Annotated in this window: 20 protein-coding genes; 1 reads left to right on the top strand and 19 read right to left on the bottom strand. The window is 35.6% G+C overall.

All coding sequences use genetic code 11. The features are described from left to right. Nucleotides 1-18: 18 nt before the first annotated feature. The 19 genes from rpsH to rpsL form a co-directional block, all read right to left on the bottom strand. On the bottom strand, nucleotides 19-417 hold the full coding sequence (gene rpsH / locus JS605_RS12340; RefSeq protein ID WP_203258030.1) for a 30S ribosomal protein S8: 399 nt from the start codon (nucleotides 415-417) through the stop codon (nucleotides 19-21). 75 nt (nucleotides 418-492) lie between these two features. Further along, nucleotides 493-762: a 30S ribosomal protein S14 gene (gene rpsN, locus JS605_RS12345; RefSeq protein ID WP_203258031.1), complete on the bottom strand. Its 270-nt coding sequence runs from the start codon at nucleotides 760-762 to the stop codon at nucleotides 493-495. 3 nt (nucleotides 763-765) lie between these two features. Beyond that, nucleotides 766-1,317 (bottom strand): 50S ribosomal protein L5, encoded by a 552-nt coding sequence (gene rplE, locus JS605_RS12350; protein WP_203258032.1) that lies wholly within the window; start codon nucleotides 1,315-1,317, stop codon nucleotides 766-768. Between the two features lie 2 nt (nucleotides 1,318-1,319). Then, nucleotides 1,320-1,631 carry a 50S ribosomal protein L24 gene (rplX, locus tag JS605_RS12355; protein ID WP_203258033.1) on the bottom strand — a complete coding sequence of 104 codons (312 nt, stop codon included), beginning with the start codon at nucleotides 1,629-1,631 and terminating at the stop codon, nucleotides 1,320-1,322. A 14-nt stretch (nucleotides 1,632-1,645) separates the two neighbouring features. Continuing rightward, the gene (rplN, locus tag JS605_RS12360; protein WP_130937892.1) at nucleotides 1,646-2,014 is read right to left on the bottom strand and encodes a 50S ribosomal protein L14; all 369 of its coding nucleotides are present in this window, start codon (nucleotides 2,012-2,014) and stop codon (nucleotides 1,646-1,648) included. Nucleotides 2,015-2,016: 2 nt separating this feature from the next. Beyond that, on the bottom strand, nucleotides 2,017-2,274 hold the full coding sequence (rpsQ, locus tag JS605_RS12365; protein WP_042245209.1) for a 30S ribosomal protein S17: 258 nt from the start codon (nucleotides 2,272-2,274) through the stop codon (nucleotides 2,017-2,019). A gap of 11 nt (nucleotides 2,275-2,285) precedes the next feature. Next, nucleotides 2,286-2,474, bottom strand: coding sequence for a 50S ribosomal protein L29 (rpmC, locus tag JS605_RS12370; protein ID WP_203258117.1), 189 nt, complete (start codon nucleotides 2,472-2,474; stop codon nucleotides 2,286-2,288). A 12-nt stretch (nucleotides 2,475-2,486) separates the two neighbouring features. Then, entirely contained in the window at nucleotides 2,487-2,906 is a 420-nt protein-coding gene (rplP, locus tag JS605_RS12375; protein WP_203258034.1) for a 50S ribosomal protein L16, read from the bottom strand. 20 nt (nucleotides 2,907-2,926) lie between these two features. Then, on the bottom strand, nucleotides 2,927-3,640 hold the full coding sequence (gene rpsC / locus JS605_RS12380; RefSeq protein ID WP_042245199.1) for a 30S ribosomal protein S3: 714 nt from the start codon (nucleotides 3,638-3,640) through the stop codon (nucleotides 2,927-2,929). A gap of 8 nt (nucleotides 3,641-3,648) precedes the next feature. Then, the gene (gene rplV, locus JS605_RS12385; RefSeq protein ID WP_203258035.1) at nucleotides 3,649-4,056 is read right to left on the bottom strand and encodes a 50S ribosomal protein L22; all 408 of its coding nucleotides are present in this window, start codon (nucleotides 4,054-4,056) and stop codon (nucleotides 3,649-3,651) included. 8 nt (nucleotides 4,057-4,064) lie between these two features. Beyond that, nucleotides 4,065-4,343: a 30S ribosomal protein S19 gene (rpsS, locus tag JS605_RS12390; RefSeq protein WP_027880209.1), complete on the bottom strand. Its 279-nt coding sequence runs from the start codon at nucleotides 4,341-4,343 to the stop codon at nucleotides 4,065-4,067. Between the two features lie 3 nt (nucleotides 4,344-4,346). Continuing rightward, a complete protein-coding gene (rplB, locus tag JS605_RS12395) occupies nucleotides 4,347-5,174 on the bottom strand; it encodes a 50S ribosomal protein L2 (RefSeq protein WP_203258036.1) in 828 nt (275 codons plus the stop codon). A gap of 109 nt (nucleotides 5,175-5,283) precedes the next feature. Next, nucleotides 5,284-5,574, bottom strand: a complete 291-nt coding sequence (rplW, locus tag JS605_RS12400) for a 50S ribosomal protein L23 (protein ID WP_092579375.1) — start codon at nucleotides 5,572-5,574, stop codon at nucleotides 5,284-5,286. 7 nt (nucleotides 5,575-5,581) lie between these two features. Beyond that, nucleotides 5,582-6,211 (bottom strand): 50S ribosomal protein L4, encoded by a 630-nt coding sequence (gene rplD, locus JS605_RS12405; protein WP_203258037.1) that lies wholly within the window; start codon nucleotides 6,209-6,211, stop codon nucleotides 5,582-5,584. Continuing rightward, nucleotides 6,211-6,828, bottom strand: a complete 618-nt coding sequence (gene rplC, locus JS605_RS12410) for a 50S ribosomal protein L3 (RefSeq protein ID WP_203258038.1) — start codon at nucleotides 6,826-6,828, stop codon at nucleotides 6,211-6,213. The genes rplD and rplC overlap by 1 nt, the downstream gene beginning before the upstream one ends. A gap of 248 nt (nucleotides 6,829-7,076) precedes the next feature. After that, nucleotides 7,077-7,382, bottom strand: coding sequence for a 30S ribosomal protein S10 (gene rpsJ, locus JS605_RS12415; RefSeq protein ID WP_007650482.1), 306 nt, complete (start codon nucleotides 7,380-7,382; stop codon nucleotides 7,077-7,079). Between the two features lie 11 nt (nucleotides 7,383-7,393). Beyond that, nucleotides 7,394-9,520, bottom strand: coding sequence for an elongation factor G (gene fusA / locus JS605_RS12420; protein ID WP_203258039.1), 2,127 nt, complete (start codon nucleotides 9,518-9,520; stop codon nucleotides 7,394-7,396). Nucleotides 9,521-9,528: 8 nt separating this feature from the next. Then, on the bottom strand, nucleotides 9,529-10,005 hold the full coding sequence (rpsG, locus tag JS605_RS12425) for a 30S ribosomal protein S7 (RefSeq protein ID WP_203258040.1): 477 nt from the start codon (nucleotides 10,003-10,005) through the stop codon (nucleotides 9,529-9,531). Nucleotides 10,006-10,052: 47 nt separating this feature from the next. Beyond that, nucleotides 10,053-10,427 carry a 30S ribosomal protein S12 gene (gene rpsL, locus JS605_RS12430; protein WP_042245171.1) on the bottom strand — a complete coding sequence of 125 codons (375 nt, stop codon included), beginning with the start codon at nucleotides 10,425-10,427 and terminating at the stop codon, nucleotides 10,053-10,055. Nucleotides 10,428-10,650: 223 nt separating this feature from the next. On the opposite strand from rpsL, the gene JS605_RS12435 reads away from it, so the two are divergent. After that, complete coding sequence (locus JS605_RS12435; RefSeq protein WP_317194153.1) at nucleotides 10,651-12,345, top strand: POTRA domain-containing protein; 1,695 nt, start codon at nucleotides 10,651-10,653, stop codon at nucleotides 12,343-12,345. The last annotated feature ends 207 nt before the right edge of the window (nucleotides 12,346-12,552 follow it).

A 12,552-nucleotide genomic window follows, 5' to 3' on the forward strand; every position in this document is an offset into this window, starting at 1 on the left:
CGCTTTCTCTCCCTTTTATTAGTAAACGTAACATAAAACTTCACCACCTACATTATCTCTTTGTGCTTGTTTACCTGTCATTACACCGTGAGATGTAGAAACAATGGCAATACCAAGACCGTTAAGTACTCTAGGTAGTTCTTTAGCACCAGCATACTTACGTAAACCTGGTGTACTAATACGTTGAATTTTCTTGATTACAGGTTCTTTGGTTTCTTTGTTGTACTTAAGCGCAATCTTAATTGTACCTTGTACAGTTGAATCGTCAAACTTGTAACTTAAAATAAATCCTTGTTCGAATAATATTTTAGTGATGTCTTTCTTCAAGTTAGATGCAGGAATCTCTACCACTCTGTGATTAGCTCTAATTGCATTTCTAACTCTCGTAAGATAATCCGCTATTGGATCTGAATACATATTTATTAATTTGCGATAATGGTTTTCAAAACTGTCCTTCAGTTTTGAACCTTCTATCAATTTATAATTCTTTTTTTACCAGCTAGCCTTTTTAACTCCTGGGATTAACCCTTGGTTAGCCATTTCTCTAAATGTAACACGGGAAATTCCAAACTGTCTCATGTAACCTTTAGGTCTTCCTGTAAGCTTACATCTATTATGCTTGCGAATTGGAGAAGCATTTTTTGGTAATTTTTGTAATGCTTCGTAATCTCCAGCTTCTTTTAAAGCTTTGCGTTTTTCAGCATACTTAGCAACCGTTTTTGCTCTTTTTACCTCGCGGGCTTTCATTGATTCTTTAGCCATATCTTAATTCTTTTTAAAAGGTAATCCTAATTCGCTTAATAATGATTTTGCTTCTTTATCTGTTTCAGCAGAAGTTACAAATGTAATATCCATACCTGAGATTTTATTCACTTTATCAATGTTAATCTCTGGAAAGATGATTTGCTCGGTTACTCCTAAATTGTAGTTACCTCTTCCATCGAAACCAGTCGCTTTAATACCGTTAAAATCTCTAACACGTGGAAGTGCAGAGGTTACTAAACGATCTAAAAACTCATACATTCTCTCGCCACGTAAAGTTACTTTTGCCCCAATTGGCATACCTTTACGTAATTTAAATGATGCAACATCTTTCTTTGATAATGTAGCTATAGCTTTTTGTCCAGATATTGTAGTTAACTCTTCCACAGCATGGTCAATTAACTTTTTGTCTGCTACTGCTGCACCAACTCCTTTTGATATTACTATCTTTTGAAGTTTTGGCACTTGCATTATGTTTTTATATCCAAATTCGTCTGTAAGAGCTGCAATTACTCTGCTTTTATACTCTTCTTTAAGTCTAGGTAAATATGCCATAACTATATTACTTCATTAGATTTTACTGAAAATCTTACTTTCTTATCACCTTCCATTTTATATCCAACTCTTGTTGTTTCTCCTTTTGAAGTTAACAATGATAAGTTTGATATGTGGATTGGTGCTTCTTTTTCAACGATACCGCCTTGTGGGTTTTGTGCACTTGGTTTTGTATGTTTCTTAACCATGTTTACCCCTTCAACTATCGCTTTGTTCTTATCTATAAATACCTGTTGTACTTTACCTTCTGATCCTTTGTGGTCTCCAGCTATTACTTTTACGGTATCTCCAGTTTTTATTTTAAGCTTTCCCATCTTAATTTTCTGTATTAAAGCACTTCAGGTGCTAATGATACAATTTTCATGAATTGTTTATCACGAAGCTCTCTAGCAACAGGTCCAAATACACGCGTTCCTCTCATCTCACCAGTTGGGTTTAATAGTACACATGCATTGTCGTCAAATCTAATATAAGATCCATCAGGACGTCTTACTTCTTTTACAGTACGTACAACCACTGCTGTGGATACTGCTCCTTTTTTAATGTTTCCATTAGGAGTAGCATCTTTTACAGAGACAACAATTTTATCTCCAACAGAAGCGTATCTTCTTTTAGTACCACCTAATACACGGATAGTTAAAACCTCCTTTGCACCAGTGTTATCAGCTACTTTTAATCTTGATTCTTGTTGTACCATAATTACTTAGCTCTTTCAATTATTTCAACTAATCTCCAACATTTGGATTTACTCATAGGTCTTGTTTCCATGATTCTAACAGTATCTCCTTCGTTGCAGTCATTTTTTTCGTCGTGCGCTACGTACTTTTTTGTTTTAAGTACGAACTTACCATACATAGGGTGCTTTACTTTTTTAACCTCAGAAACCACAATAGACTTCTGCATCTTGTTACTAGTAACAACTCCTATACGTTCTTTTCTTAAATTTCTTGTTTCCATATTCAGCAGAATTATTGTTCTCTTTTAGTTAATTCAGTCGCAATTCTTGCCACAGTCCTTCTTAATGAACGTAACTGAATTGGATTTTCTAAAGGAGATATTGCATGAGATAACTTAAGATCTGAATAGCTCTTCTTTACTTCACCAAGTTTTTCTTGTAACTCAGCTACTGATAATTCTTTAATTTCTGATTGTTTCATCATCTTAAATTATTACGCTTCGTAATCTCTAGCAATTATAAACTTAGTTTTTACTGGTAATTTTTGAGCTGCCAAACGTAATGCTTCTTTAGCTACTTCTAGTGGCACACCTCCTATTTCAAATAAAACACGACCTGGTTTAACAACTGCTGCCCAATATTCTACAGCACCTTTACCTTTACCCATACGTACTTCAAGAGGCTTTTTTGTAATAGGCTTGTCTGGAAATATTTTAATCCATAACGAACCTTCCCTCTTCATATAACGTGTAGCGGCAATACGTGCTGCTTCTATTTGACGTGATGTTAAAAAATTCGAGTCTAATGATTTTATACCAAAAGTTCCGCTTGAAAGTTGATGCCCTCTTCCGGCATTACCTTTCATACGTCCTTTTTGCTGTTTACGAAATTTTGTTCTTTTAGGCTGTAACATTTTTTGCTTTCTTTAAAAAATTACTTTCTACGACGAGGTCCTTTGTTTCCACCACGTCCACCTTTTCCTTGCTTCTTAGATAAACCAACAAGAGGAGAAAGCTCTCTCTTACCATATACTTCACCTTTCATGATCCATACTTTAACACCTAATCTACCATAAGTAGTATGTGCTTCTACTAAAGCATAATCAATATCGGCTCTAAAAGTTGATAAAGGAATACGTCCTTCTTTATAGTGCTCGCTACGTGCCATCTCAGCTCCGTTTAAACGTCCACTAATTTGAATTTTTATTCCTTCTGCATTCATACGCATTGTAGCAGCTATAGCCATTTTGATAGCACGACGGTAAGAAATACGGTTTTCAATTTGTCTTGCTATACTTGATGCCACTAAAAACGCATCTAGTTCAGGTCTCTTAATTTCAAAGATGTTGATCTGAACTTCTTTTCCAGTAATCTTTTTAAGCTCTTCTTTTAACTTGTCTACCTCTTGACCACCTTTACCGATAATGATACCAGGTCTGGCAGTAGTGATAGTAACGGTTACAAGTTTAAGCGTACGCTCTATAATTACCCTACTTACACTAGCTTTAGATAAACGCGCGTGAACGTATTTTCTAATCTTATCGTCTTCGGCAAGTTTATCACCATAATCGTTTCCTCCGTACCAGTTAGATTCCCATCCTCTGATAATTCCTAAGCGATTTCCGATTGGATTTGTTTTTTGTCCCATACTTCTATTTAAGCTTGTGTGTTATTGTTAGCACCAACCACCAAAGTTACGTGGTTGGAACGTTTTCTAATTCTGTGTGCGCGACCTTGAGGTGCTGGACGTAATCTTTTTAACATAGATCCTCCATCAACTCTAATCTCCTTTACGAATAATTCCGCAGTTTCAACATCGGCATCTTCATTCTTAGCTTGCCAGTTAGCGATAGCTGATAATAACAACTTCTCTAAACGACCAGATGCTTCCTTATTGTTAAACTTTAAGATATTAAGTGCTTTGTCTACTTTTTCGCCTCTTACTAAATCAGCTACTAAACGCATTTTTCTTGGTGACGTAGGACAGTTATTAAGCTTAGCAAAAGCAACATGCTTTTTTGCTTCCTTAATAGCGTCTGCCATTTGTTTTTTACGACTTCCCATAGCTTATACTACTTTTTACCTTTGTTTTTAGCACCTGCATGCCCACGGAATGAACGTGTTGGTGAAAATTCTCCTAATTTATGACCTACCATATTCTCAGTTACATAAACTGGTACAAATTGACGGCCATTGTGTACTGCTATAGTTTGCCCAACAAAATCCGGAGTAATCATACTAGCTCTTGACCAAGTTTTGATTACGGTTTTCTTGTTAGCTTCAACGTTTGCAGCTACTTTCTTTTCTAATTTATAATGAACGTAAGGTCCTTTTTTTAATGATCTTGCCATGTCTTATTTCTTTCTACGTTCTACAATATATTTATTACTCGCTTTTGTTTTAGAACGGGTTCTATAACCTTTAGCAGGTATACCATTTCTAGAACGTGGGTGTCCACCTGAAGCTCGACCTTCACCACCACCCATTGGGTGATCAACTGGGTTCATTCTAACAGGGTTTGTACGTGGTCTTCTACCTAACCATCTTGTTCTACCTGCTTTACCACCAACTATTAACTGATGGTCTGAGTTAGAAATAACACCTATAGTTGCCATACAAGTAGTTAATACCAAACGTGTTTCTCCTGATGGCAATTTAACTGTTGCAAACTTACCGTCTCTTGCCATTAATTGAGCAAATGCACCTGCACTACGCGCCATAACAGCACCTTGACCAGGACGTAACTCTAAACAAGAAATAATAGTACCTAATGGAATTTCACTTAATGGCATTGCATTACCTATTTCTGGAGCAACACCTGAATCTCCAGACACTACATTTTGCCCAACTTGTAAACCATTTTGAGCAATGATGTAACGCTTCTCTCCATCTTGATAGTTCAATAAAGCGATAAACGCTGTTCTGTTTGGATCGTACTCTATAGACTTTACCTCAGCTGGAATTCCAGCTTTGTCTCTTTTAAAGTCTATAATACGATACTTCTTTTTATGACCTCCACCTATGTAGCGCATGGTCATTTTTCCTTGACTGTTTCTACCACCAGACCTTTTTTTCGGAGCCAATAAACTTTTCTCCGGCTTATCAGTAGTTATGGCGTCATACCCATTTACTACTCTAAAACGCTGTCCTGGTGTGATTGGTTTTAATTTTCTTACTGACATTTTTTTGGTTTTTGGTTCTTGGTTTTTGGTTCTTGGTTTCTCACTCAAACTTTATATTCTAGCTAAAACCCAACCATTAACTAATAACCATTAACTAATAAACTTTTTGCTACATATTAGCATATAAATCAATCATCTCACCTTCCGCCAGTTGTACAATTGCCTTTTTTACAGCATTTGTTTTACCATGTTGTATACCAGTTTTTGTGTACTTGGTACTACGATCTGGACGGACATTTATAGTACGAACTTTTTCAACAGAAACACCATAAGCAGCTTCTACCGCTTTTTTGATTTCTACCTTGTTCGCCTTTGTGTTCACCGCGAACCAATAGCAATTCTTTAACTCGCTATCTGCTGTCGCTTTTTCTGTGATTATAGGTTTAATTAAGATACTCATCTGTTTCTTATTTACTTAAGTTTGATTCAATTCCTTCTAAAGCACCTTCTAAAAGCACCACTTGATTTGCATTTAAAATCTTGTAAGTACTTAATTCTGAGTTAGTTATTACTTCAGAACTTTTTAAATTGCGCGATGACAAATATACGTTATTATTTGACCCACCCAACACAAACAAAGTTTTTTTGTTTTCAAGCTCTAAAGCCTTTAAAACAGCTGTGAAGTTTTTGGTTTTAGGAGCATCAAAAGTGAAGTCCTCTAAAACTGTAATTGCTTTTTCATTTGCTTTGATACTTAAAGCAGATTTACGAGCTAAACGTTTAACGTTTTTGTTTAATTTGAAACCATAGTTTCTAGGTCTTGGACCAAACATACGTCCACCACCTTTAAACACACCACTCTTAATACTACCTGCTCTTGCAGTACCAGTTCCTTTTTGCTTTTTAATCTTACGTGTAGATCCAGCAATCTCTCCTCTTTCTTTAGATTTGTGAGTACCTTGTCTTTGGTTCGCTAAATATTGTTTAACATCCAAATACACTGCATGATTATTAGGCTCAATAGCAAACACATCTTTAGAAAGGTCTGCCTTTCTTCCTGTGTCTTTTCCGTTTATATCTAAAACTGCTACTTTCATTACTTCTGAATTGTTACATAAGCGTTTTTGTGTCCAGGCACACACCCTTTAACAACAAGTAAGTTCTTTTCTGGAACTACTTTTAAAACCCTTAAATTTTGAACTTTCACTTTTTCACCACCCATTCTTCCGGCCATTTTCATGCCTTTGAATACACGTGCAGGATAAGATGCAGCTCCAATAGAACCTGGTGCTCTTAAACGGTTATGTTGACCGTGAGTAGCTTGACCTACACCACCAAAACCGTGACGCTTTACAACACCTTGAAATCCTTTTCCTTTTGAGGTACCAGCCACATCAACAAACTCACCTTCTGCAAAGTGTTCTACAGTGATAGCATCTCCTAATTTGTACTCCTCCTCAAAACCTTTGAACTCAACGACCTTGCGTTTTACAGAAGTACCCGCTTTTTTAGCATGACCTAAGTCTGCTTTTGTAGCGCTCTTTTCTGTCGCGTCATCGAAACCTAGTTGAAGTGCTGAATAACCATCCACTTCTTCAGTTCTGACTTGGGTAACGATACATGGTCCAGCTTCGATTACAGTACAAGGAATGTTTTTCCCGTTTTCATCAAAGATGCTGGTCATACCGATTTTCTTTCCAATTAACCCAGACATATTTATTTATTATTAATTATTACTATTTCGTTGAAACCTAATTCAACATTCTTATTTAAAAAACTTCAGGGACAAAATACCTTTCGTCCCTGAAATGTATTTATCCGTTTTTCCCGCGACCGCATCGGTGGGACATGTTTATCCTCGCGAAAGCGGGGATCTCATTATTCGCTTTGTTTAGCTAGACACTTCGACTTCGCTCAGTGTTTGTTCGGCTAAGACTTTCTATTCAGAAAGTCAAGTCCTCACTAAACTTTTATCTCAACTTCAACACCACTTGGTAATTCAAGCTTCATCAAGGCATCAATTGTTTTTGATGACGAAGAGTAGATATCCAACAATCTCTTATAAGAAGATAATTGAAACTGCTCTCTTGATTTCTTGTTTACGTGTGGCGAACGTAATACAGTGAAAATTTTCTTGTGCGTTGGTAATGGAATTGGCCCAGTTACTACAGCTCCAGTACTTTTTACTGTTTTTACAATCTTATCAGCAGATTTATCTACTAAATTGTGATCGTAAGACTTAAGTTTTATTCTGATTTTTTGACTCATTTTCTTAAATTTTAAGCTTCAACGCCTTTGGCTGCTTTAATTACTTCTTCTGAAATGTTAGAAGGAGTTTCAGCATAGTGTGAAAATTCCATTGTAGATGTTGCACGACCTGATGATAATGTTCTTAATGTAGTTACATAACCAAACATTTCAGATAATGGCACAGTAGCTTTTACAGTTTTTGCACCAGCTCTATCTCCCATATCACTCACTTGACCTCTTCTTCTATTTAAGTCACCTACAATATCACCCATATTCTCTTCAGGAGTAATTACCTCAAGTTTCATTATTGGCTCCATGATAACAGCTTTTGCAGCTTTTGCAGCAGCTTTAAAACCTAGTTTTGCAGCAAGCTCGAATGATAATTGATCAGAATCCACATCGTGGTAAGATCCATCAGTTAATGTTACTTTCATAGCATCAACTTCGTATCCAGCTAACGGCCCATTAACCATTGCCATTTTGAATCCTTTTTCAACAGAAGGCACAAATTCCTTAGGTACGTTTCCGCCTTTAATCTCAGAAACGAAATCTAAACCAACTTTTCCTTCTTCAGCAGGCTCTAATGTAAATACAATATCAGCAAATTTACCACGCCCACCAGATTGCTTCTTGTAAACTTCTCTGTGCTCAGCACGTTGCGTAATTGCTTCTTTGTACTCTACCTGTGGTTGTCCTTGGTTTACTTCAACCTTGAACTCACGCTTCAAACGGTCCACAATAATATCTAAGTGAAGCTCACCCATTCCAGAAATAATCGTCTGTCCTGAAGCTTCATCAGTTCTAGCTGTAAATGTTGGATCTTCTTCAGATAATTTAGCTAACGCCATACCTAATTTATCCACATCTGCCTTAGTTTTAGGCTCAACAGCAATACCGATTACTGGATCTGGAAAATCCATAGATTCCAACACTATAGGATTCTTTTCATCAGACATGGTATCTCCAGTCTTGATATCTTTAAATCCTACTGCAGCACCTATATCTCCAGCTTCTATATAATCAATTGCATTTTGTTTGTTAGAATGCATTTGGTAGATACGAGAAATACGTTCTTTTTTACCTGAACGATTGTTCAATATGTAAGAACCAGCATCTAAACGTCCTGAATATGCTCTAAAGAATGCTAAACGTCCTACAAAAGGGTCGGTAGCAATTTTAAATGCTAGAGCCGAAAATGGTTCTTTAGCATCTGGCTTACGTACAGCTTCTTTACCAGTGTTTGGATCTGTACCTACAATGTTATCTCTATCTAATGGAGATGGTAAGTAACGACAAACAGCATCTAGTAAAAACTGTACACCTTTATTTTTAAATGAAGACCCACAAATCATAGGAATGATAGCCATATCCATTACAGCAGCTCTTAGTGCAGCGTGCACTTCTTCTTCTGTAATAGAATCTTCATCTTCCATGAACTTCTCTAAAAGGTTTTCATCGTAAGTTGCAACCTCCTCGATTAATAAAGCTCTGTATTTTTTTGCTTCTTCTTGTAATTCTTCTGGAATATCAATAACATCAAACGTAGAACCTTGTGTTTCATCATGCCACACAATTGCTCTGTTTTTCACTAAATCAACGATTCCCTTGAAATCCGCTTCATCTCCAATATTTAATACAATTGGAACTGCGTTAGACTTCAACATATCTTTTACCTGCTGACAAACCGCCATAAAATTAGAGCCTTGACGGTCCATTTTATTAACGAAACCAATACGTGGCACTTTATAGTTATCTGCAAGTCTCCAGTTAGTTTCAGATTGCGGCTCAACACCATCAACGGCACTAAATAAGAACACTAAACCATCTAATACACGTAAAGAACGGTTTACCTCAACCGTAAAATCAACGTGACCTGGAGTATCAATAATATTGAAGTGATATCCTTTAGCATCTGAAGTTGGCTTTCCATTTTCTGTAGGGAACTGCCATGTACAGGTTGTAGCTGCAGAAGTAATGGTAATACCTCTCTCTTGCTCTTGCTCCATCCAGTCCATAGTCGCAGCACCATCATGCACTTCTCCTATTTTGTGTGAAACACCTGTATAATAAAGGATACGCTCTGTAGTTGTAGTTTTTCCTGCATCAATATGAGCAGCAATACCTATATTTCTTGTATATTTTAAATCTCTTGCCATGTCTCTAATTAAAATCTAAAGTGAGAGAATGCTTTGTTTGCTTCTGCCATTTTATGCGTATCAACTCTTTTCTTAACCGCTGCACCTTCTTCTTTAGCTGCCGCTAAAATTTCAGCTGCTAAACGTTGTGCCATAGATTTTTCGTTACGCTTTCTAGCATAACCAATTAACCATTTCATGGCTGTTGATATTTTTCTATCTGGACGAATCTGCATAGGAATTTGGAATGTAGCACCACCTACACGACGACTACGCACTTCTACGTGAGGCATCACATTAGATAAAGCATCCTTCCAAATCTCTAAAGCTGTCTTTTCATCGTCAGTCTTTTTAGTATCTACAATATCAATCGCATCATAAAATACTTTGAACGCCACAGACTTCTTACCATCCCACATCATATTGTTCACAAAACGTGTTACCAACTGATCGTTAAATCTTGGGTCTGGTAAAAGTGGTCTTTTTTTCGCTGCTCTTTTTCTCATGTCTTCTTTTCAGTTTTTAGCTCCTAGCTGTTAGCTGTTAGCTTTAATTACTTTTTAGGGCGTTTAGCACCGTACTTAGATCTACGTTGGGTTCTCCCAGCTACACCTGCTGTATCTAAAGCCCCACGAACAACGTGATATCTAACACCTGGCAAATCTTTTACCCTTCCACCTCTAACCAATACTATCGAGTGCTCTTGTAAATTATGTCCTTCACCACCGATATATGCATTTACCTCGTTTCCGTTTGTTAAACGCACCCTTGCCACCTTACGCATTGCTGAGTTTGGTTTTTTAGGAGTTGTTGTGTAAACACGAGTACATACACCACGTCTTTGCGGACAAGAATCCAAAGCAGCCGATTTACTCTTCTTGGTTATTTTGGCTCTTCCTTTTCTTACTAATTGTGAAATTGTTGGCATATATTTCTATATAAATTTTATTAACCTCTATTTAGAGGCGTGCAAAGGTAGAAATTAAAATGAATTATTCAAACCCTAATTCATTAATTTTCAGAAGAATTTAAAATTAAAATTTTCGGGCATATTAAAAGTGTTCTTTTTCCGTTAGATTTACACTTAAAAGCAGAGCCCAACAACAGGAAAGAAATGCTAACAATTAAAAATCCTGCAAATACTTTTTCGCGTGAATAAACTTCACTTTACCATTCTTATTACACTAACACTATGTTCGTTTAATGTGTTTAGCCAAAATTTATATTTGAATATTTCAGGAAAAAGCGAAATGGAAACAAAAGTTATTGACACGCTTGGGTACCATCAAAAGCATAAAAATTATATCTCCATCAAAACAGAGATAGATTCACTAAGGAAACGTCTCAACACCATGGGCTATATTGAGAATCAACTTATTAAAATAAAAAGAGAAAACGATTCTATTTTTGAAGCTAAACTTGATTTAAAACAAAAATTCAACTCCATATATATATACTATCCCAAAAAAAACATAGATGCCGCTCTATTAAACTTAATTTCAGAAGATGTAACCGATGATTATTTTAACATTAATATATCGACTATCGAAAATAGTTTAACTTTTTTGAATTCTGAAATAGCAAATAATGGAGTCCCATTTTCAAAACTTAAACTTTCAAACATTAAAAAGAAAGACAGCATCAGCTTAAAAGCTGATTTAATTGTTAGTGACAATACAACCAAACGTACTATTGATGCCATTAAAATAATAGGCTACGAAAAATTCCCAAAATCATTTCTAAAACATTATCTAAAGTTAAAAGCCTCGCAAGTTTTTGATTTAACTACCATTGAAAAGAAAACCGAGCAATTAGGCAATTTGAGATTCGCTAACCAATTAAAACCCCCAGAAGTATTATTTCAAGAAGATTCCACATCCATATATATATATGTAGAAAAATCTAAAAGCAATACTTTTGATGGCTTTTTGGGTTTTGGCACTAATGATGACACCAACAAACTGGAGTTTGATGGTTTTCTCAATTTAAGGCTGGTTAACAATTTAAACTATGGGGAAACATTTAGCTTGCTATATAAAAGTGACGAGATAGATCAAGATACTTTTGATGCCAGTTTAGAACTCCCTTATCTATTTAACTCTCCTATTGGTGTTGATGCAAACCTAAGAATCTTTAAAAAAGACTCCTCTTTTACTACCGTTGATCAAAAAGCCAGAATACATTATCAAATCAATGCGCTGCACAAAATATCTGCCGGGGCTACCACTATTGAATCTAACAATCTTCGCTCTAATGTCTCAACTACCACTTTACAGGACTACAACTCTAACTATTTCACAATGTCTTATACATTTTTAAGACCCCAATTTTACGACATCTTATTCCCCGTTAAAACTAATTTCTATCTAGAAACCAATTTTGGCAACAGAACATCATCAAACACTAAAACCAAACAATCATTAATAACACTTAAAGCATTTAACAACTTTAAACTCAATAGAAAAAACAGCATATACCTAAACGTTGATGCATCCAACCTTATTTCCAACAATTATTTTGAAAATGAATTGTTGAGATTTGGAGGCATCAATTCTATAAGAGGTTTTGAAGAAAACAGCCTGTTTGCCTCTTTGTTTGGAGTCCTAAATACAGAATACAGGTATCGCCTAAGTAATTCTATCTATCTACATTCCATTACAGATTTCGCTTATTTTGAAAATAAAACTTCTAGTTTAAAAGAAAAACTATTTGGTTTTGGCTTTGGTTTTGGTATTATTACGAACTCAGGACTTTTAAAATTTAACTACGCCAACGGAAAAAACGAGAATCAAACATTTAAACTATCTAATTCTAAAATCCACATAAGCTTAGTTGCTCAATTTTAAGAAGTTAAAGGCTTTTGAATGACAAAAAACACTATTTTACAACATTACACACAGGAATAGTATTTAAAAAACTTAACTTCTACACACAACTAAATACCATGCGTGCATAATTAAATAGTAAGCAGATAAAAAAATTTATACTAAATCTTAAAATTTGATAAATTTAATTGTGACAATTTGATCTTTTATTGAAAAAAACACAATCAA

Origin of the sequence: Hyunsoonleella ulvae, from assembly GCF_016827605.1 — a bacterium.
Taxonomy (GTDB): domain Bacteria; phylum Bacteroidota; class Bacteroidia; order Flavobacteriales; family Flavobacteriaceae; genus Jejuia; species Jejuia ulvae.

Coding starts and splice junctions, on each gene's coding strand:
- rpsH (WP_203258030.1), bottom strand. CDS start 417: ATGTATTCAGATCCAATAGCGGATTATCTTACGAGAGTTAGAAATGCA.
- rpsN (WP_203258031.1), bottom strand. CDS start 762: ATGGCTAAAGAATCAATGAAAGCCCGCGAGGTAAAAAGAGCAAAAACG.
- rplE (WP_203258032.1), bottom strand. CDS start 1,317: ATGGCATATTTACCTAGACTTAAAGAAGAGTATAAAAGCAGAGTAATT.
- rplX (WP_203258033.1), bottom strand. CDS start 1,631: ATGGGAAAGCTTAAAATAAAAACTGGAGATACCGTAAAAGTAATAGCT.
- rplN (WP_130937892.1), bottom strand. CDS start 2,014: ATGGTACAACAAGAATCAAGATTAAAAGTAGCTGATAACACTGGTGCA.
- rpsQ (WP_042245209.1), bottom strand. CDS start 2,274: ATGGAAACAAGAAATTTAAGAAAAGAACGTATAGGAGTTGTTACTAGT.
- rpmC (WP_203258117.1), bottom strand. CDS start 2,474: ATGAAACAATCAGAAATTAAAGAATTATCAGTAGCTGAGTTACAAGAA.
- rplP (WP_203258034.1), bottom strand. CDS start 2,906: ATGTTACAGCCTAAAAGAACAAAATTTCGTAAACAGCAAAAAGGACGT.
- rpsC (WP_042245199.1), bottom strand. CDS start 3,640: ATGGGACAAAAAACAAATCCAATCGGAAATCGCTTAGGAATTATCAGA.
- rplV (WP_203258035.1), bottom strand. CDS start 4,056: ATGGGAAGTCGTAAAAAACAAATGGCAGACGCTATTAAGGAAGCAAAA.
- rpsS (WP_027880209.1), bottom strand. CDS start 4,343: ATGGCAAGATCATTAAAAAAAGGACCTTACGTTCATTATAAATTAGAA.
- rplB (WP_203258036.1), bottom strand. CDS start 5,174: ATGTCAGTAAGAAAATTAAAACCAATCACACCAGGACAGCGTTTTAGA.
- rplW (WP_092579375.1), bottom strand. CDS start 5,574: ATGAGTATCTTAATTAAACCTATAATCACAGAAAAAGCGACAGCAGAT.
- rplD (WP_203258037.1), bottom strand. CDS start 6,211: ATGAAAGTAGCAGTTTTAGATATAAACGGAAAAGACACAGGAAGAAAG.
- rplC (WP_203258038.1), bottom strand. CDS start 6,828: ATGTCTGGGTTAATTGGAAAGAAAATCGGTATGACCAGCATCTTTGAT.
- rpsJ (WP_007650482.1), bottom strand. CDS start 7,382: ATGAGTCAAAAAATCAGAATAAAACTTAAGTCTTACGATCACAATTTA.
- fusA (WP_203258039.1), bottom strand. CDS start 9,520: ATGGCAAGAGATTTAAAATATACAAGAAATATAGGTATTGCTGCTCAT.
- rpsG (WP_203258040.1), bottom strand. CDS start 10,005: ATGAGAAAAAGAGCAGCGAAAAAAAGACCACTTTTACCAGACCCAAGA.
- rpsL (WP_042245171.1), bottom strand. CDS start 10,427: ATGCCAACAATTTCACAATTAGTAAGAAAAGGAAGAGCCAAAATAACC.